At 35.7% G+C, this 20,190-nt stretch carries 13 protein-coding genes; 3 read left to right on the forward strand and 10 right to left on the reverse strand.

Features of this window, described 5'->3' with window-relative positions:
* Positions 1–31: 31 nt before the first annotated feature.
* The 4 genes from G3A46_RS02825 to G3A46_RS02840 form a co-directional block, all read right to left on the reverse strand.
* Positions 32–2,275, reverse strand: a complete 2,244-nt coding sequence (locus G3A46_RS02825) for an inorganic phosphate transporter (protein WP_165145955.1) — start codon at positions 2,273–2,275, stop codon at positions 32–34.
* 77 nt (positions 2,276–2,352) lie between these two features.
* Positions 2,353–3,567: a porin gene (locus tag G3A46_RS02830; protein WP_165145958.1), complete on the reverse strand. Its 1,215-nt coding sequence runs from the start codon at positions 3,565–3,567 to the stop codon at positions 2,353–2,355.
* 346 nt (positions 3,568–3,913) lie between these two features.
* Entirely contained in the window at positions 3,914–5,179 is a 1,266-nt protein-coding gene (locus G3A46_RS02835) for a hypothetical protein (protein WP_165145961.1), read from the reverse strand.
* Between the two features lie 112 nt (positions 5,180–5,291).
* Positions 5,292–8,117 carry a TonB-dependent receptor gene (locus G3A46_RS02840; protein WP_165145964.1) on the reverse strand — a complete coding sequence of 942 codons (2,826 nt, stop codon included), beginning with the start codon at positions 8,115–8,117 and terminating at the stop codon, positions 5,292–5,294.
* Positions 8,118–8,290: 173 nt separating this feature from the next.
* Here G3A46_RS02840 and G3A46_RS02845 point away from each other — a divergent pair, with 173 nt between their 5' ends.
* Positions 8,291–9,619, forward strand: a complete 1,329-nt coding sequence (locus G3A46_RS02845; protein WP_165147582.1) for a deoxyguanosinetriphosphate triphosphohydrolase — start codon at positions 8,291–8,293, stop codon at positions 9,617–9,619.
* A gap of 171 nt (positions 9,620–9,790) precedes the next feature.
* A complete protein-coding gene (locus G3A46_RS02850) occupies positions 9,791–12,406 on the forward strand; it encodes a T9SS-dependent M36 family metallopeptidase (RefSeq protein ID WP_165145967.1) in 2,616 nt (871 codons plus the stop codon).
* Positions 12,407–12,458: 52 nt separating this feature from the next.
* Here the strand turns inward: G3A46_RS02850 and G3A46_RS02855 are convergent, their stop codons facing one another.
* Entirely contained in the window at positions 12,459–14,252 is a 1,794-nt protein-coding gene (locus G3A46_RS02855) for a 1-deoxy-D-xylulose-5-phosphate synthase (protein ID WP_206735945.1), read from the reverse strand.
* Between the two features lie 105 nt (positions 14,253–14,357).
* Between G3A46_RS02855 and G3A46_RS02860 the strand changes: the two genes are divergently transcribed.
* The gene (locus tag G3A46_RS02860) at positions 14,358–14,807 is read left to right on the forward strand and encodes a nucleoside deaminase (protein WP_165145970.1); all 450 of its coding nucleotides are present in this window, start codon (positions 14,358–14,360) and stop codon (positions 14,805–14,807) included.
* A 24-nt stretch (positions 14,808–14,831) separates the two neighbouring features.
* Here the strand turns inward: G3A46_RS02860 and G3A46_RS02865 are convergent, their stop codons facing one another.
* The 5 genes from G3A46_RS02865 to aspS form a co-directional block, all read right to left on the reverse strand.
* On the reverse strand, positions 14,832–15,080 hold the full coding sequence (locus tag G3A46_RS02865) for a hypothetical protein (protein ID WP_165145973.1): 249 nt from the start codon (positions 15,078–15,080) through the stop codon (positions 14,832–14,834).
* Between the two features lie 21 nt (positions 15,081–15,101).
* Positions 15,102–16,898: a chloride channel protein gene (locus G3A46_RS02870; protein ID WP_165145976.1), complete on the reverse strand. Its 1,797-nt coding sequence runs from the start codon at positions 16,896–16,898 to the stop codon at positions 15,102–15,104.
* Positions 16,871–17,743: a tetratricopeptide repeat protein gene (locus G3A46_RS02875; RefSeq protein WP_165145979.1), complete on the reverse strand. Its 873-nt coding sequence runs from the start codon at positions 17,741–17,743 to the stop codon at positions 16,871–16,873. The genes G3A46_RS02870 and G3A46_RS02875 overlap by 28 nt, the downstream gene beginning before the upstream one ends.
* Complete coding sequence (locus tag G3A46_RS02880; protein WP_165145982.1) at positions 17,715–18,260, reverse strand: hypothetical protein; 546 nt, start codon at positions 18,258–18,260, stop codon at positions 17,715–17,717. Before G3A46_RS02880 ends, G3A46_RS02875 begins: the two co-directional genes overlap by 29 nt.
* An 83-nt stretch (positions 18,261–18,343) precedes the next feature.
* The gene (aspS, locus tag G3A46_RS02885; RefSeq protein ID WP_165145985.1) at positions 18,344–20,098 is read right to left on the reverse strand and encodes an aspartate--tRNA ligase; all 1,755 of its coding nucleotides are present in this window, start codon (positions 20,096–20,098) and stop codon (positions 18,344–18,346) included.
* Between the last annotated feature and the right edge of the window lie 92 nt (positions 20,099–20,190).

Below are 20,190 nucleotides of genomic sequence, written 5' to 3' on the forward strand. Positions count from 1 at the left end.
TACTGAGGGATTTTTATTTTAAAGCGATGAATTACGCTTTTTTATAACTTGAGTGATACTCTTCCATCAAGTTCATCAAGGCTTTCACTAAGTCTTTTGTTTCTAGCAGTAAGCTGAAATATAAAGTAGTGTTTTTCGGGCTAGATTCTTCAGTTCTGGTTCGAGCAATTTGCTTTTCAATCTTATTTGAAAGACTAGCATAAATCTCCTCTTTTCTGTTTAAAACCTGACCAATACGTTCAAATTCTTTCTTGTCGAATATATCTTCAATTTCATTTAATAAGCCCTCAAGATGTCTATCAACTTCTTGTAGATCTTTAATTTGGTTGAAACGAAGTGCTTTGTGGTTGTTGTTAACGTGCTTGTAACTTGCCTTAGAAATGAATTCTAATGATTGAGCTATATCCGTTAAATAACCTAAGATAATGATGTAGAAGTTACTTCCACGAACACTTGTATCGTCAAGATTTTTAATGAAATAGAATAAGTTGTCACGTAACTCTTCAACTTCTTCGTTTAGTTTTGTAACACCTTTTTTACTTTTCTTTAATTTTTTAGTGTCTTGTTTTGCAAGGCCTCGCAACATATCGGTATAAATCTTATTTGAGCGAGAAACAACATTACTGATGTTTTCAGCACTTTCCTGAATAATACCTTGAACAGTTTTACTTTCGGTTTTCTTTAAACCTGTTTTGTTCAACTTAAGTTTAGCCTTGTTTTTGTGAGAAATGTAGTTTCTAACTAACAATAAAATAGCTAATAGAAGAAGTACAGCAATCATAGTTCCTCTTCCTATATAGATTAGGTAAGTTAAGGTTCCTGCTGCAGTAAATGCAACGAAGGCAGTAAAGAACCATCCTCCAATAACATTTAATACACCTGCAACGCGGTAAACAGCACTTTCACGACCCCAAGCTCTATCTGCTAACGATGTACCCATGGCAACCATAAAAGTTACGTAAGTTGTTGATAGAGGAAGCTTCATTGAAGTTGCAGTAGCAATTAATATACCTGCAACAACAAGGTTGATAGAAGCACGAATCATATCAAAAGCAGGCATCTCATATGCTTTGTGCTTTGGTAATTCAATAACAGGTTTCTCAAATCGCTTATCTATTTTCTCCTGCATTGATTTTGGAAGAATATGATCAAAATAGGTCGCTATATATGTACTGGTTTTAACTAAAAACCTTGATAACATATTCGGGCTAAATTTTTCGTGACCATCACCTTGACGTGCTAAATCGATCTCTGTGTCAGATACCGTTCTTGCTTTTTTAGAGAACCATAATGTCAACACCATAATTGCTCCAGCTGCAAACAATAAAAATGGTTCTGCAGGTACTGCTTTTTCAAGACTTGTCATTGCATAGGCAGAAGGGTCAATACCAGATGTAGACCAATCTATATAACTGTGGTAAGCTGCCATTGGTACACCAATAAAGTTAACCAAGTCGTTACCAGCAAATGCTAGAGCAAGACTGAAACTTCCTACTGCAATTACTATTATCAGGATACTTTTCTTAGTAACCATCATAAATAGTTGCGAGAAAACGGTCCAAATAATAAAGCTTATCCCAATTATTAAAGCTGTATTACTTTCTACTACTCCTTTAAAAGTACTGTAAAAAGGTGTGCTTTTTAGTCCTTTCATAAAGATGAAGTAGCTAATTGCAGTTAATGCAATCCCTCCAAAAATAGCTCCGAAATATTTCATCTTTTGCTCTATATGGAAGGTGAAAATTAATCGAGATAGGTATTGTACTATCGCCCCGACCGTAAAGGCTATGACGACGGAAAGGAGAATTCCCACAATAATTTCAACTGCTTTCTCAGTGTTTATATACTTTGAAAGTGAAGAGATTGTTTCAGCATCGTTATTGCCAATTTTAATAAGCGCCATGATTACTGCAGCTCCTAATAATTCAAATACAATTGAAACAGTTGTAGATGTTGGTAAACCAATAGTGTTGAAAAAATCTAACAGTAAGATATCGGTGATCATTACTGCCATAAATATGATCATAATTTCATCGAAATAGAATTCCCCGGGGACGAAGATTCCTTTTCGGGCGACCTCCATCATTCCGCTAGAAAATACGGCTCCAATAAAGATTCCTAAACTGGCTATAATTAATATTCCTTTAAACGGAATAGCTTTTGAGCCAATTGCTGAGTTTAAAAAGTTTACAGCGTCATTACTTACACCCACAACTAAATCTGCTATGGCTAAAGCAACAAGTGCAACTATCATTAATAAGTAAATATTGTCCATTTTTGTCGATTATTAAATTGGTGCAAATTTCCTATATAAAAAAGGAGTGTTTGTTACCAAATTGTTAACTATGCAATTTAAAATTCAATTTGTAATCTTCCCTGTAAATAATTTCCTTGGCCTTTATTTTCAACATCCGCCCAAACATAATTTAGCATCAATCGCGTAACTGGATTTGGATACCAATTAAGTGCTAAGGCGATATCTTTTTGATTTTCACCAAGAACTGATTTATCTGTTAAGTCTGTTTCAGAATATCGTAATGCTACTTCCCAAGCTCCAGCGCCTTTGCCATTTCCACCGAAGTTTTTGTTAGGTGTTACTCGGTCGAAACCTTCATAAGATCCTTTAAACTTCTTGCTTTCCCCTGTTAAGAAATAACTGAATTCCCCGTAATAATTTGAAAATTTATAAGTGTTGGAGTAGGTGTTTACCGATGCTGTTAAGTATTCTCCTTGAAATGAAAAAGCTCCTTGAATGTATGCAGATTCAAAATTTGTAAGTCCAACATAGTCTAAGTTTTCAATAGGGCCTGTAGCGAGGTACTTAGGGGCTAGGTGTACACCTGGTCTTACAGAAACGCTATATTCCTTGCTTTCTGGGTTTCTATAGCTGTAAGCTGCTCCTAAATGCAATAGGTGGTTCTTCTCTTCTTCATTAATTACTAATCCAGTAACTCTTCCCCCAATTACATAACCGTCATCTGCAAAAACATCATTGCTATTATTGTCGGCATTTCTAAAAGCTCCAAATTGTGCGGATAAACGACGGTTTAAAAAATCGTTGGATAGAAGAATACCGTTATTGCGAACTTGTGCAAAATCTATATTTTGAGCAGGCTCTAAAAATGTTGTGTATTTACTACTGTTTATTGCAGAAAGTCGAAGAGGTTCTTTAAAATGTCCGACAGTTACTTTCCCAACTATTGGGATATTTTTGAATCCGATGTAAACATCTTTTAACGATACTTGATCTCCAGCAAAATCTACTTGAAACTTAAAAAAGGTGTTCTTATAAATATCTCCTGAAAAATAAATTCTAGCGCGGCGAATTTCAGTTCCACTTTTTGAGATTAATGGTCCAAAACTATCATTTAGTTCGCTGCTCTGAAACAAATAAGCGTGGTCGACCATTATTCGACCGCCAAATTTTAAGGCGAATTGATTGTCTTGGCTAGTGAGTTTGAAGCCGTTTTCCCATTTAAAAGTAAATGGATTTCCTGAATCTTCTTGAGCAGACACAACTGAACAGAAAAGTATCAAGATGCTAATTAACAAGCGCTTGTGTGGCATTAAAAAATCAGTTTTTTAGTTTTTGTCGCTGTAAAGAACCGAATTTAATGTTACCTGAATGTTAAGGATTGGAATTAAATAATTAATACCAAGCAAAAAAGGGCTTCACGATGAAGTGAAGCCCGGTTTAAAATCTAGTCGACAAAAACTAAAACGATTTTAAATTTGCTCTTAAAGCTGAACCAAAGAAACAAACTCAATGTTTATTTATGGTAAACATGATATTACCAAATGGTTAAATTGAAGTGTTCATTATCTATTGGTTTTATGTTATTCGTAATTGTTAAAAAAAAGAAAGCCCAGTTTTCAAATGAAACTGGGCTTAAGTTTTTGCTAATTCAAATACTTATTCAAAATCGTATGCTGTCCAATTGAAAAGGTCTCTACTAACAGTTGGAGTAGTCCCGTCTAATACTTCAATTACAGCATTTTCAGTTGATTTTACGTCTGTTATATCAAGTCCTGTTGAAGAATTTCCAACAATTGATATGTTTACAAGTGATCCATTTGCATTACCCTTACCGTCTTGTAGATCGATAAAGTCTGAAGCTTTAGCATCTTCGTTAGCAAATGCTACATAAGCATTGGTTAATGTAAGTCCGCTTCCACGACGTACTTTAATCATATCTGCCATTTCAATGATAGATCCGTTTATTAAAACTAAACCATCAATTGTAGGGTTAGACTGTCCAGTATCACCAGGAGAGTTACCATCTAGGTTACCATCACCTTCTAATCCGCGAGGGTCTTCAGTAATTGCTGTAAAGTCAGATTCACGTAATCCATAAAGGTTTTTTGCAGTTCCAGTCCAACCTTGAGTCCAGTCAAACATATCATCCTTAATGTTTACTGCAATTAGGTTTTTTACATTTACAGTACCACCAAACCACTCGTAAGCATCATCATCACAGTAAAAAACTGCTAAGTTTTCAATTACTGTTTCATTTCCAACACCGTAAAAAGTAATTCCGTTAAATTCTTTATCACCATTTATTCTAGCACCAGTGTAAGAAGCTTCTACATATTTCATTACTCCAGAGTTGTCGTTTTCATCTGTTCCACCGTAAGTAAGATCAACAACTTCAGTTGTAGCAGTTCCACCACCACTAAGAGGTGCTTTCCCGATTATAAGAATTCCTCCCCAGTCACCAGAGCGAGGGTTAGAAGCATTTGAAGTAAATCTAATTGGCGCATCAGTAGTTCCTTCTGCGTTAATTTTTGCACCTTGCTCAATTACCACATAAACGTTAGTGCCTCCGGCTACAGCTTTAATTGTTGTTCCAGCGTCTATGCTTAAAGTTGCCCCCTCTTTTACGCTTAATGGACCACTTAAAACCCAAACAGTATCATTTGTAAGGCGAACATCGGCAGTAACATTTCCTTTAAGATCTGATGCATCTAAATCTGGATCGTCTTGAGAGTTTATGATTCCGTCTTTTTGACCTTCCACAGCACATGGCTCGCAAGAACCACCGCAGTCTACTCCAGTTTCATCTCCATTCTGAATTCCGTCATTACAAGTAACAGCAACTGGATCGCTACTATCATCTTTACTACAGCTACTAATTGTTAAGGCTGCTAATACAAAGGTTGATAAAAGTAATTTTTTCATTTTTTTCATTTTGATTTAAAAGTTTGATACAAAGAAACTGTTGTAGTGTTTCCTTTGGTTTAGGTTAATATTAAGTTTGGGTTAATAGTTTCTGCTATTTGGCAGTATGATTTTAGAATGAATATGAAACTCCTGCGCTAAAAGAAACTCCTCTTTTATAACTTTCAACTGGAATCTCTTGTCCGTTAGGCAATGCAGGATTAGCAACACCAATGTTGTTTACTGCTTGCGTCAATTTATACTCAGGATCCAATATGTTTTTAATGTTAAGTTTGATTCCTAAGTTTTTATTGATGGCAATTTTGTTGATGAAATCTAAAGTAGGAACAGCAGCAAGCATAATATTGCTCTTTCCAGAACCAGGATTTGCATCGTCACCACCTGTTCCTAGAGAGTAAATACTTTTACTGTTGTAGTTGAAAACAACTGAACTTGTAATTCCGCTATTGTTTTTATTTAAGTTAAACGTTAAATCGGTTCCTAAAATGAATGGAGAAGAACCTTCTAATTCATCTTCTTTATTTGTAAATCTCACAGTAAGATTATCTGTTGGAACATCCTCAAGTTTTTGATTTGAATACAGATATGAAGCATTTAAACCAAATGTCAATTTCTTTTCGTTGTCTGATTCATCTGTAATATTTAAGATGTCTTTTCTCAATTCAAGTTCTACTCCCGCAATATTTGCATCGCCCGTATTTACATATGATAGTTCTCCAGCAGCCGAATTAACTTCAATTCGGTTAATTGCGTTTTGAATGTTTTTGTAGAAACCTGTTACAGCTATTATTTCACTTCTACTGAAATAGTATTCGTATTTTAAATCTAGATTGTAGTTATCAGCAGTTAATAAATACGGGTTTCCAAAGCTGTTGAAACTTACATTTTCATATAAGAAAGGAGCTACTTCCTTAAACTGTGGTAGTGTATATGTTTTACTTCCCGCCAAACGCAATATGCTGTTTTCATTGAAATTGTACTTCAAGTTGAAACTTGGAAGGATAAAGTTTTCATCAATTAGCGAAGGATCGGTATTTGGATCGTTTGTAGTTGCAAGGTTAGTATCGAAAAACACTTCTTGCTTTACTTTTTCATAACGCATCCCAATATTCGCTGAAAATTTTTCTGAAAAATCATAGCTAATTTCTCCTAAACCAGAGTGTATAGTTCTCTTTCCATTATAAGAAAACGGATTAAAAGGATCTTTACCGTCACGACCATCCCCGCGATTGGTGGTAAGTCTGAAAATTCCATCGTTCAGAGACTGTTGGTTAAATAATGATGAGTCTGGATTGTCTATATCCACTACAGTAGGACTGTCTAAAATATAGTTTATCTGAGTGTAATTGAAAGAGCGATCGGTGTTTCTGTAATTGTACCCTAAGCGAATTTTACTGTTGTTGCTATATTCGTTTTCTCCATTTAAAGCATAGTTTAAATAAAGTTTTCCAGCTAAATCATCTTCTTCAAGATTTGAGTAGAAACGATTGTTTAATGCACTTCCAGAAGCAGCTTTTGCCACGTCGCTATTTACATCGATTACATACGTATTTGTTCTTCTGTCTGGCTCGTATCCGCGGATAGTATTAAATGAAGCACCCGCATCTAAACTTAATTTCTCTGAAAGTGTAAGTGAAGTTAAAAGCTGGTTTACAAAGAGATTGTTTTCTTCTTCCTGTTGTCTTCTAATAAAAGCACGAACTGGATTTCCAGGCTCATCGTTTTCAGTTAATCCAGATTTTAAACCGTAATAATCTGAAATGCTTTGAGTATTACTCTTGATGAACATACTGTTTAAAGCAATGTAATCTCCTTCTTCAAAACGAAATTTTACATTTGCCATTGCAAGTTTGGATACATTATAGTTGTATTCAGTTTTATCAAACTGCTGATTAAATCCACCTGCTGCATTTATTCTGTCTGAAGCACCTTCGCGATATTCATAATTGTTATCTAAACTTCCAACAACGAAAAAGCTCAATTGATTTTCTCCAAGCTCAAATCGTTTTCCACCAGAAAGTGAATAACTGCCATTTAGCTGTGCGTTCTGAGTTTCTGGTTTAAAATTATTGTCGAAAGAATGAATGTTTAAATTTGTAATTGGAACATTAGTATTGTGGATGTTACCAATATATTTGGCGTTATCCATTGTTAAGAAATCCTTCCCGATTGCGCGAGAGTTTATCCCTGGTGAAATTGAAAATTGTAAACTTCCAGGACCCGTAAGTTCTTTGCTTACTATATCAATATTAGCACCCGCAACATCGCCGTAAAGTGGTACAGAGAAAGTTTTGTTGATTCCTACGCTCTCGATAATATCTGAAGCGAAAAAGTCTAAAGAAATGTTCTTGTATTCAGGATCTTCTGAAGGTAGTGGCAAACCATTTAATGTTGTTGAATTGTAACGATCACCTAAACCGCGAACAAAAACGTTTTTGGTTCCGGCTTGTTTTTTCACTCCAGTTACTTTGGTTACTGCGCCTTCCGCATCGCTTACACCTTTTCTAGAAAGATCTTCGGCACCTATAGATTGTGAAATTCCTACAGCTTTCTTTTGTTCTAGAAGTAATGCAACTGCACTTTCTCGGCGAGTTGTAGTTTTTATAACAACTTCATCTAGTGCGGCGGCACTTGCACCCATCGGTACATTAATATTAGTTACTTTATTAGCAGTAACATTTACATTTGGAATTTCAACAGTTTCATAACCTACATAGCTATATACTACGGTGTAAGTGCCAGGTTCAATATTTTCTAAAGAATATAACCCGTCTATATCAGATGTTACTCCAATTGAAGTTCCCTTTAAAAATACATTTGCAAAAGGAAGTGGTTCGTTATTGTAATCGGTGTCGGTAAGTTGTCCAACGATAGATCCGCTTTGAGCGAATGTAATTGACGTAAATAGTAAGAATAAAGTTTTAAAAAGTGTTTTCATTTTTGTCGTTTGATTTATTGGTGCAAAGAAACCTCTACCTTGTAAAGTCTACGTTAATTACGAATTATCAATAAGTAACCAATGTGTTAGCTTAATGTTAAGAGCGATTCAAAAAATAATATTGACTTCCCTTTTGAAAATAGTATCTTGCCTTCAAAATATTATTACTTATGATGCAATGGGAACAGTTGCTCTCACTTAGAAAGCAAGGCGATAAAAACAAACGTCTTAGGATTGAAGAAAACGAAACTCGTATAGGTTTTGAAGTTGATTTCGACCGAATTATATTTTCTTCTGCTTTCAGAAGTCTGCAAGACAAAACTCAAGTTATACCGTTATCTAAAACTTCTTTTGTTCACACTCGTCTTACTCATAGTTTAGAAGTTTCTGTTGTTGGACGTTCATTAGGAAGGACTGTAGGAAAACAGATTTTAAAAAAACACCCGCATCTTGAAAGTGTATACGGTTACCAAGCAAACGATTTTGGAGCAATAGTAGCCGCTGCGGCTTTAGCACACGATATAGGAAACCCTCCTTTTGGTCACAGTGGGGAAAAAGCTATTGGAGATTATTTCTTAAATGGGAATGGTAAGCGTTTTAAAGATAAACTTACTGATAAAGAGTATCAGGATTTAATAGATTTTGAAGGTAACGCCAACGGATTCAAAATTTTGACAGAATCTAAAAATGGAGTGTCTGGTGGATTGCGTTTGACCTATGCAAGTTTGGGAGCTTTTATGAAATATCCTAAGCAATCACTTCCTAAGAAACCTACATCACACGTGGCAGATAAAAAGTTTGGTGTATTTCAAAGTGATGTTGAATTTTTTGATGAAGTAGTTTCAGATCTTGGTTTGTTAAAAAGAGAAGGCGAGGGGTATGCACGTCATCCTTTAGCATATTTGGTAGAAGCTGCTGATGATATTTGCTATACCATTATCGATTTTGAAGATGGAATAAACCTTGGGTTGATTGAAGAAGAAGTGGCCCTAGAGTATCTTATAAATTTAGTGAGAAACAATCTTAAAAGTGATGTTTACTATAAGCTTTCAACTTCATCAGATAGATTAGCATATTTACGTTCGCTTGCAATAAATACTTTAATTGCAGAAGCCGCCTCTATCTTTCTTGAAAATGAAGAGGAAATACTTAAGGGTACATTTTCTGTTTCACTACTGGACAAAAGTCAATATAAAGCTCAAATCGCCGATATTATTGAAGTGAGCGTAAACAGGATTTATCAAAGTAATGAGGTGATGGAAAAAGAAATTGCAGGTTATACTATCCTTACTACTTTATTAGATGCCTATACAACTGCTTTTGAAAACACATATAATGGTGAAGCACGTCAAAAAGACAAGGTGTTATTAAAGCTTGCTGCTCTAGATAAGACAAAATCTAAGAGTGTCTATGAGTATTTAATGGAAAGCTGTAACCATATTTCAAGAATGCCTGATGGCAATGCACTTCAGATTTTTCAAAAACTAAATGGTAATCTTTAATTATTAAGGGTAGGGCAATTGACACAGTAAATGTTAAAATATACTGTTATGTTAATAAATACCTTAATTAATGTTAAATTTAGCGGCTACATTGCTCTTTTAGTTTCACAATTGTTTGTAGAGTTGGAACACTATTTTCAGCAAACTCTTATAATATTAAACCAAATTTTCATGAAAAAAATTATTTACTCACTTATTTTATTAACCTTTAATCTAAGCTTTGCACAGGATTACACTAATTCTATCAAATCCTATCTTCAGCAAAATAGATCGAACTTAAATCTTGAACAACAAGATTATTCAGACATAAATATTACCTCTCAAAGTCACTCAAAAAGCTTACAAGCAGACAATGTTTATGTAGAACAGCGTTTCCGTGGAATTAAGATTCACAATGCTATTTCTTCGTTTGTACTAAGAGAAGGATCAGTTATCTCGGCTCAATTGGCATTTGCAAACAATATCGCACTTAAAGCGAACACTACTCAGCCTTCTGTTTCTGCTCTTGCGGCAATTTCGAATGCTGCATCAGAATTGGGTCTTCCAGCTCCAACAGGTTTAAACCTTATTGAGACAGTGGGAAATAACTCTTATGTTTTTTCTGATGGAAATATTTCAATAAACAACATTCCTGTAACTCTTGTGTATCAAGGATTAAACGACAACCAAACTTTGCGTTTGGCTTGGGATGTTAGTATTTATAAAAAAGATGCACAAAACTACTATAGTGTACGTGTTGATGCCTTAACAGGAAAATTGTTAGAAATAAATGACTGGGTTGCTAGCTGTAATTTTGACGCTCAACCTCACTCACACACTATGGAGGCAACTGAGAGTGTTTTATTTTCTAAAAAATCTTCAGCAGACTTTCATCAGCCAGTTGTAAATGGAGCTGCATACAGAGTATTCCCAATACCATTTGGAGCGCCAAATGATGGAGACGATGTTTTAGTTTCTGACCCTTCTAACGTTGTAGCTTCACCATTTGGATGGCACGATACAGACGGTGTTGCAGGTGCTGAATACACTACTACTCGTGGAAACAATGTTTTGGCTAAAGAAGATATTGCAGGTAATAATGGTGCAGGTATGCAAGCTGAAGGAGGAGCAACGCTACAGTTTGATTTTCCTTTCGACTTACCTCAAAATCCATCAAACTATACTGAGGCAGCTATCACAAACTTATTCTATATGAACAACATCATGCACGATGTGTTTTACCAATACGGTTTTGATGAAGCAAGTGGAAACTTCCAAGCTAATAACTATGGTAATGGAGGCGCTGAAGGTGACTACGTTGTAGCAGAAGCTCAAGATGGTGGTGGTTTAAATAACGCAAACTTTATGACTCCTCCAGATGGATATTCAGGAAGAATGCAAATGTACTTATGGTCTGCACCTCAAAATGTTTTAGGTACTTTTATGACTATTAATAACGGTGCTTTAGCTGGAGATTATTACGCACATAAATCAGCTTTTACTGGTGGTGGAACTCCACTTCCAACAACGCCAATTACAGCTAATTTAGCATTAATTGAAGACGATAACTCTGGAAACTCTACAGACCCTCACGATGGATGTGATAACGTAACAAATGCTTCTGAGCTTAGCGGTAAAATTGTTGTTGTTAGAAGAGGAGAATGCGGTTTCGCACAAAAAGTGCAAGCAGCAGAAGATGCAGGAGCTGTAGCTGTTGTAATGGTAAATAATGTACCAGGTGACCCAATAAGAATGGGAGGTTCTGGAGCAGGACTTGGAATTCCTTCGATTATGATCTTTAAAAGTGATGGAGATGCTATTATAGATGCATTACTAAATGGTGAAACTATTAGTACAACTTTAGTGGATGATGGCTCTGGAACAGATTTTAACCAACGTGATGGAGATGTAGATAATACTATTGTAGCTCACGAATACGGACACGGAATCTCAAACAGATTAGCTGGAGGTCCAGCTGCTGCAGGATGTTTACAAAACGAAGAGCAAATGGGTGAAGGTTGGAGTGACTATTTCGCTCTTATGCTAACTATGTTACCTGGTGAATCTGGTGAAGATGTAAGAGGAATGGGAACTTATATTAGCGGACAAAGTAGAGCAGGTGGCGGAATTAGAACTAAGCCTTATACTACCGATATGTCAATTAATAACTTTACTTATAACAGTATTAAATCTCAAGTTGCACCTCACGGAGTAGGATCGGTTTGGGCTACGATGTTATGGGATTTAACTTGGGCATTTATAGATGAGTATGGTTTTGATGAAGATATTTACAATGGTACTGGAGGAAATAATATGGCTTTACAGTTAGTTGTAGACGGTTTAAAATTACAAAGATGTAGTCCAGGATTTATAGATGGTAGAAATGCTATTCTTGAAGCAGACGAAATTATAAACGGTGGAGCTAACAAATGTTTAATTTGGAATGTTTTTGCTCGTAGAGGATTAGGATTTAGCGCTAATCAAGGAAGTGTTGCAAGTAAGCAAGATGGAACTGAAGCTTTTGACGTACCTGCAGATTGTCCACTTGGAACAGCAAACAATGAAATTGAAAATAATTTCATTATTTACCCTAACCCATCTAATGGACATATTAACATCAAATCTAGATTTGACCTTGGTAATACTAAAGTTTCAATCTATGATATTAATGGAAGATTAGTATTCAAGAAACAAGTTGAATTACACCATACCGCTTTAATTGACGCTAGTGAATTATCAACTGGTATGTATATGATTACAGTAGAAGGTGGTGATAAAACTCAAACTTCAAAATTGATAATTAAATAAGAAAAGAAATTATCAGTTAAAAATTAAAAGAGGCTCGAAAGAGCCTCTTTTTTTATATGTATTGTTGAAGTGTAAGCTTAATTTTTTCCGGGGATATTCCAGCAATATCACGTAATTCTGAAGTGGTTCCGTGTTCTAGAAATGTATCTTGAATCCCTAAAATTTCAATTTTATTAGTATATCCCATCGAAGCAGCAAAAGTGGCAATTGTAGATCCTAAACCGCCAATAGTAGTTCCATCTTCAATAGTAACTATAGTGTGGTGATTCTGGAATATATTATGAAGTAATGCCTCGTCTAAAGGTTTTAAGAATCTGATATCTACGACGCTTATTTTTTCTTTATCTGAAGGGTTAAGCATTTCAATAGCTTGTAATGCATCGTTTACAATTGTACCGATTGTTATAACCGCTATATCTAAACCTTCCTTTAAAACAATTGCTTTTCCAATCTCGATAGCTTGAAAAGACTGTTTCCAATCAATAATTTTTCCTCTACCTCGAGGATAACGAATAAAGATTGGTAACGGTAGCCCTTGCTGCGCGGTAAACATAATGTTGCGAAGTTCAACTTCATTTCGCGGTGCAAAAATGATGAGGTTTGGGATACAGTTTAAGTATGCCAAATCGAAAATTCCGTGGTGGGTTGCTCCATCTTCACCTACTATTCCAGCTCGATCTAAACAGAAAATAACTGGAATTTTTTGTAAACATACATCGTGTATTACTTGATCGTATGCCCTTTGAAGAAAGGTTGAATAAATATTACAAAATACGGTAAAACCTTGAGTCGCCAATCCTGCGGCAAAAGTTACAGCGTGTTGCTCTGCAATCCCAACATCAAAAGCTCTATCAGGAAAAGCGTCCATCATAAATTTTAACGAGCTTCCAGTAGGCATTGCTGGAGTAATTCCAACTATCCTATTATTTGTAGTAGCTATTTCTACTAGTGTTTTTCCGAAGACATCTTGAAATTTAGGAGGTAAAACTTCCTTGCTTCTTGGCGCAAGATCTCCTGTTAAGGCATCAAATTTCCCAGGAGCATGATATACCACCTGGTTTTCCTCTGCTTGACGTAATCCTTTTCCTTTTTTGGTGATTAAATGAAGAAGTTTTGGTCCAGGAATATTTTTTAATCGCTCCAATTCTGAGATTACAAGATCTAAATTATGACCGTCTACAGGGCCGGAATAATTAAAGTTTAAGGCTTCGAATATATTATCGGCTTCTTTTGCGCCGTTAAGTTTTACTTTTGTGAAGTACTCTTTTAAGGCTCCTACGCTTGGGTCGATTCCAATGGCATTATCGTTTAAAATCACCAATAGGTTAGTATCTGTAACTCCAGCGTGATTTAGCGCTTCGAAGGCCATTCCACTAGCTATTGAGGCATCTCCTACCACTGCTATATGCTGTTTGTTTACCTCACCTTTTAATTTTGAAGCAATCGCCATTCCTAATGCTGCTGAAATTGCAGTACTGCTGTGTCCCACTCCAAAAGTATCGTATTCACTTTCTTCGCGTTTTGGAAAGCCACTAATACCATTAAGCTGTCTATTAGTGTGAAAAATTTCTTTTCTACCTGTCAAAATTTTATGGCCATACGCTTGATGACCCACATCCCAAACTAAAATATCTTCGGGTGTATTAAACACGTAATGTAAGGCTATTGTAAGCTCTACTACGCCTAAACTAGCGCCCAGGTGGCCTTCTTTAGTGGCAACAATATTTATTATAAACTCACGAAGTTCCTGTGCCAGTTGTGGCAAATTTTCCTGAGGTAACTTACGTAAGTCCTCTGGAGATTTAATATTATTTAGAATGTTTACTAACACGTGGTAAAGATACATTTATTGGGAATTTGTTAATTGGAGATTTCGTTAATTTGTCAATTAAGTAAATGCTAATTCAATTAATCGTAATTTTAAACTGAATTTAGAATACAATTTATTAAAATGATCAATCCTTACGACGATACATATTTTATGAAACGCGCCTATCAAGAGGCAGAAGAAGCTTACAAAAAAGGTGAGATTCCGATTGGAGCTGTAGTGGTAATTAACAATCAAATAATAGCTCGAGCGCACAATCTAACAGAAACACTAAACGATGTTACTGCTCACGCCGAAATGCAGGCCATTACTTCTGCTGCCAATTATTTAGGAGGAAAATACCTTATCGATTGTACGTTGTACGTAACAATAGAACCTTGCCAAATGTGTGCGGGAGCTTTGTTCTGGAGTCAGATTTCTAAAATAGTTTACGGTGCGAGAGATGAAGCAAGAGGTTGTATTTCACTAAACACAAAGCTTCATCCGAAAACTGTAATGATAGGAGGGGTTATGGAAAAAGAAGCTTCTACATTATTAAAGCGATTTTTTATAGAAAAAAGAAATCTAAATTAGATTTGTACTAAGCCTAAAAAAAAATTACTTTTTATCTTTTGAGTTTTGATACTCTTGCATTTTAAGGATATTCTCCTTGGTTAGCATATAGTCTTTTACATTTTTATCCTTCCATCGATGGTATATAAACAGAGGCATCAAAATAAAAAAGCCAAGTGAAATACTTAAACCAATAAGTAAGTTGCCAGTGGCTTCATCATCTGGTTTTATATAAAATCCGCTTCCCAATCCTGTGAAAACGATAAGTAATAATATTATTAAAATGTACTTCATAAATACGTATTCTTTAAGGTATTAGTTCCTAGAAAAATCAATTAATTTCTTTCTGTAGGCTGTAAGTAATTTAGACTTTGATATAAACCCGTAATATTCACCATTTTTAATTACAGGGAGATTCCAAGCACCAGTATCTTGAAATTTTTTCATTACTTCTGTCATCTTATCTTCACTGAGGTTAACCACTGCAGGTGGATGATGCATTAACTCGCTAGCTTTCATTTCTTCGTATAAACTCTGATTAAACATCACAGGTCTTAAGTCGTCTAAAAGTATAATACCTTCCAAAGCCTTTGTTTCTTTGTTTAAAACAGGATAAATGTTTCTATTAGATTTCACAACCGCTTGTTTGACTATTTCACCTAAATTCATTTGTGGATTAACACTTATAAAATCACGTTCTATCACAGTTTTTATATCCATTAATGTAAGCACAGCGTGGTCCTTATTATGAGTAATTAAATCTCCTTTTTTCCCTAGTTCCATAGCATAAACCGAATGTGGAATAAAGTACTTTGTCATAGAGAATGATATGGTAGCTACAATCATTAAAGGAATAAAAAGCTCATAGCCTCCGGTTACTTCTGCGATTAAGAAAATTGCGGTTAAAGGAGCGTAAAGTACGCCTGCCATTAAGCCTGTCATTCCCACTAAAGTGAAATTACTTTCCGAAACTCCATTTGGAAACAATCCACAATTATTTATTATTTTGGCTACAACATTCCCCATAATACTTCCCATAAAAAGTACTGGTGCAAAAATACCTCCTACACCTCCTGCGCCAAAGGTCAAAGCACTTGCTATAATTTTAAAAAAGACTAATCCAGATAATAATGCAATCACCATCCACACACTATTTAGGTCTAGATTAAATATATTGTTCTGTAAAGCTAACTCTGGCTTTCCTTTTACTATATCGTTTATAATGTCAAAACCTTCTCCATAAAGGGGTGGAATAAAATATATTAGTACACCAATACTTAAACCACCTATAAAAAGTCTTTTAATTGGCGATTTTATCTTCTCGAACATATCTTGAAAGAATGCATAGGTTTTTGCAAAGTATATTGAAACTAATGAAGCTATTACTGCAAGAATTATATAGAAAGGAATATTATTAATATTAAAGGTGTCGGTTTCTTTAAAAGGGAGTAGAACATCATTTCCGAAGAAGAAATAAGAAGTTAAAATTGCTGAAACCGAAGCTAACAGCAAAGGTACCATCGAGACTAAGGTGAGGTCTAAACTAAAAACTTCAATCGCAAAAATAATAGCAGCGATTGGAGCTTTAAACATAGACGACATAGCCCCTGCAGCAGCACATCCTATTAATAAAGTACGGGTGGCTTGGTCTACGTGTAATACGCGTGAAAGATTCGAACTTATTGCAGCACCTGTAGCAACAGTGGGTCCCTCAAGCCCTACGGATCCACCAAAACCTACTGTAATTGGGGCGGCAATCATACTTCCAAACATTTGAAAACGCCTCATCAACCCTTTTTCTTTTGATATAGCAAAAAGGGTAGAAGGGATGCCGTGGTTTACTTTATTTCGGATTAAATACTTAATAACTAAATAAGTAATTCCGAGTCCGATAAGTGGGAAGATAAAGTAAAAAGCAGAATAGTACTCCGCAATTAATTTTCCTTCTAGTAAAAGCTGAATAAAGTGAGTGCCGTTTTTGATAATTACAGCCACAACGCCTGATAAGAAACCTACAATTATACTTAAGATATATACAAATCGCTGATTTGATATATTCTTAATTCGCCAGATAAGTAGGCGTGCTAATATGCTTCTTTTTTGTGCGGGCATTGGTTGCTAATCGCGTTTTCTAAATTATTTAAGTCCTGAATATAGATCTGTTTTAAAGCTTCGGTGTAAACGTGTTTGTTAAAATAACCATTTTTAAAATTATCCAAGGCCATATCTAATTCTTTCTTAGCGTCTTCACATTTATTTTGTTCAAATAAAATTAAAGCTTTATAATAACTTCCATCTGCGGTCTTGTTCTGATTATAGAAAATCATCTTGTCAAAGTCTATTAGGGCAGCTTCAGGGGTGTTATTTTCATAATGAGCAATTCCTCTATATAGAAATGCAGTAGGCTCAGCCCAATCTTCACCATTCTTTTCTGTTACATCATCTAAATAACGGTTTAAATACTTAATTGAATTCTCGTAATCTTTTAGGCCTAGATAGGCCAATCCACGCCAATAATCTACACTGTGGCCCTGTGGTGCATCGGTGAAGTTTGGGGTTAAAGTATCTGAAGCATCAAAATCTGCAATAGCCTTTTCATAATCTCTATAAAACTGTAGGTAAAGATACCCTCGCCACGGCACCCAAATTTTTGGATCACATTTAGCTGCTTTGTCGAATTTGATTTTCCATTCATCAATCAATCCCCGCTTTAAATAGGCTACAGAAAGTTCTCGTAGCGCTTTACAATTGTTAGGATCCATGGCAACTGCTGCTTCCAGCTTTGTCATAACCCTTGGATCGCCTTGTGCTGCGTGTAAGCCTACTGCTTCTTTGTATAATTCAACAGAGTATTGCTTCTTTTCAGCTTCAGACATTTGTGAAGGGTCTTTTTCACAAGAAGTAAACAAAGCTGCAATAAATAGAAGGCTAAGGCAATATTTCAGTAATTTCTCCATCTTTTAATTTATACGATACGTACATATAATAATCTACGGGTTGTTCATCAAAACGTATTATATTCCAATGTTTTGCTTGAGCTGTTAATGCGAGTAATTGGGAGACTAATTCTTCTGAAAATTGTGTTTTTTGATAATTTGTGTCTACTTCAATAGTTTCAAACCATCCTGGTTTTCCTTCACAATTAACCAAAAATCTAAAGTTTAGATAGCCAGAATCTGTATAACTATTGTTTTTGTATTGCGCCAGTATATCATCCCTATACTGCTTTTTATTACCAGCATATCCTTCTTCTGAAGCACCGTGATGTACGTGATATATTGTTTTAGGATCACAAAGATTGTAACTTCTATTTAAGGCTGTTGTTTCTTGATTGATGTACCCCACATAATTTGGATAAACCTCCTCGTTAACTGGGAATTTTTTGTGGTAATACAACCAACCGCCAAAAAAGACAAAGAGTGCTATAATGCAAAGACCTAGAACTATAAATGTGATGATTTTTAGAGCTTTCATTAATTATATTGATAACCTTAATCAAAAAACCTAACAGACATTGCGATACAAGAAGCACTCTGACCTGTTAGGTTTAAGGTGTTTTATTTATTTAATTCAACCCTAAGGTGAAGTTCTTCTAATTGTTTTTCATCAATTGGAGCAGGGGCGTCTATCATTACATCTCGTCCCGAATTGTTTTTAGGGAATGCAATAAAATCGCGTATTGTTTCTTGTCCGCCCAAAATAGAAACCAGTCTATCCAGTCCAAAAGCTAATCCACCGTGTGGAGGTGCACCGTATTGGAAGGCATCCATTAAAAAGCCGAACTGTGCTTTTGCTTCTTCAGGTGTAAATCCTAAATAATTAAACATCAATGACTGAGTTTTCTTATCGTGAATACGGATAGAGCCACCGCCAATTTCATTTCCGTTTAAAACTAAGTCGTAGGCATTTGCCTTTACTTCTCCAGGATTAGTATCTAGAAGTTCTAGTTGCCCAGGCTTTGGAGACGTGAATGGGTGGTGCATTGCGTGGTAACGCTCCGTTTCTTCATCCCATTCTAAAAGTGGGAAGTCTATTACCCAAAGTGGCGCAAACTCGTCATTCTTTCTCAAACCAAGCTGCTCAGCTAAATGCATTCTTAAAGCACTTAGTTGTGTTCTTACTTTGTTTTTGTCTCCAGAAAGTACACAAACTAAATCGCCCGGTTTTGCACCCGTAACTTCAGCCCATTGTGCTAAATCATCTTGATCGAAAAATTTATCTACAGAAGACTTAAAGGTTCCGTCGTCATTACAACGCGAATAAACCATTCCTAAAGCACCAACTTGAGGACGTTTAACCCAGTCTATTAATTTATCTATTTCTTTTCTTGTAAAAGCATTTCCACCAGGAACTGCAATTCCAACCACTAATTCAGCTTGGTTAAAAACGCCAAAGTCTTTGTGTTGAGCTACTTCATTTAACTCGCCAAACTCCATCCCAAATCGGATATCTGGTTTGTCGTTTCCGTATTTAGCCATTGCTTCGTCGTATGTCATTCTTGGGAATTCAGAAATCTCTACGCCGTTAATTTCTTTTAAAAGGTGTCTCGTTAAACCTTCAAAAGCATTTAAAATATCTTCTTGTTCTACGAAAGCCATTTCGCAGTCTATTTGGGTAAATTCTGGTTGGCGGTCTGCACGTAAATCTTCGTCACGGAAACATTTTACTATCTGGAAATACTTATCCAAACCACCTACCATAAGCAATTGCTTGAATGTTTGTGGCGATTGTGGAAGGGCATAAAACTGTCCTTCATTCATTCTTGAAGGAACCACAAAATCGCGCGCTCCTTCAGGAGTTGATTTAATTAAATACGGAGTTTCTACTTCAATAAAACCTTGGTTTGATAAATAGTTACGCACTTCAATAGCAACTTTGTGACGGAAAATAAGATTTTCTCGCACTGGATTTCTACGAATATCTAGGTATCGATATTTCATACGTAAATCCTCACCACCATCTGTTTCATCTTCAATGGTAAATGGAGGCGTAAGCGATTCGTTTAATATAGTTAATTTAGAAACCAATATTTCCACATCCCCAGTCGGCATATTTGGATTTTTTGAAACGCGTTCAATCACAGTTCCCGTTACTTGTATCACAAACTCTCGCCCTAGTTTTGAACATCTGTCCATTACGTCTTTTGGGGTACGTTCTTCATCAAAAATAAGTTGGGTAATGCCGTAGCGGTCACGAAGGTCCACCCAAACCATAAATCCTTTATCACGAGTTTTTTGAACCCATCCTGAAAGGGTTACTTCTTTATTGATATCTGCGGCGCGTAGTTCGCCGTTATTGTGCGTTCTGTACATCTTATTCTGAAAAAAATTAGCAGGGCAAATTTAACAAGTATAAAGCGAATTGTTGTGGTTTTGTGCGGATTATTATTTCTGTGGCTGTTTTG

Source organism: Aequorivita sp. KMM 9714 (genome assembly GCF_011065475.1).
GTDB lineage: Bacteria > Bacteroidota > Bacteroidia > Flavobacteriales > Flavobacteriaceae > Aequorivita > Aequorivita sinensis.

What these genes read in the sequence shown, in the direction of transcription:
- G3A46_RS02860 (WP_165145970.1), top strand. Translation starts at nt 14,358, where the DNA reads ATGATCAATCCTTACGACGATACATATTTTATGAAACGCGCCTATCAA.
- G3A46_RS02865 (WP_165145973.1), bottom strand. Translation starts at nt 15,080, where the DNA reads ATGAAGTACATTTTAATAATATTATTACTTATCGTTTTCACAGGATTG.
- G3A46_RS02825 (WP_165145955.1), bottom strand. Translation starts at nt 2,275, where the DNA reads ATGGACAATATTTACTTATTAATGATAGTTGCACTTGTTGCTTTAGCC.
- G3A46_RS02835 (WP_165145961.1), bottom strand. Translation starts at nt 5,179, where the DNA reads ATGAAAAAATTACTTTTATCAACCTTTGTATTAGCAGCCTTAACAATT.
- G3A46_RS02855 (WP_206735945.1), bottom strand. Translation starts at nt 14,252, where the DNA reads ATGTATCTTTACCACGTGTTAGTAAACATTCTAAATAATATTAAATCT.
- G3A46_RS02850 (WP_165145967.1), top strand. Translation starts at nt 9,791, where the DNA reads ATGAAAAAAATTATTTACTCACTTATTTTATTAACCTTTAATCTAAGC.
- G3A46_RS02845 (WP_165147582.1), top strand. Translation starts at nt 8,291, where the DNA reads ATGCAATGGGAACAGTTGCTCTCACTTAGAAAGCAAGGCGATAAAAAC.
- G3A46_RS02840 (WP_165145964.1), bottom strand. Translation starts at nt 8,117, where the DNA reads ATGAAAACACTTTTTAAAACTTTATTCTTACTATTTACGTCAATTACA.
- G3A46_RS02880 (WP_165145982.1), bottom strand. Translation starts at nt 18,260, where the DNA reads ATGAAAGCTCTAAAAATCATCACATTTATAGTTCTAGGTCTTTGCATT.
- G3A46_RS02875 (WP_165145979.1), bottom strand. Translation starts at nt 17,743, where the DNA reads ATGGAGAAATTACTGAAATATTGCCTTAGCCTTCTATTTATTGCAGCT.
- G3A46_RS02830 (WP_165145958.1), bottom strand. Translation starts at nt 3,567, where the DNA reads ATGCCACACAAGCGCTTGTTAATTAGCATCTTGATACTTTTCTGTTCA.
- G3A46_RS02870 (WP_165145976.1), bottom strand. Translation starts at nt 16,898, where the DNA reads ATGCCCGCACAAAAAAGAAGCATATTAGCACGCCTACTTATCTGGCGA.
- aspS (WP_165145985.1), bottom strand. Translation starts at nt 20,098, where the DNA reads ATGTACAGAACGCACAATAACGGCGAACTACGCGCCGCAGATATCAAT.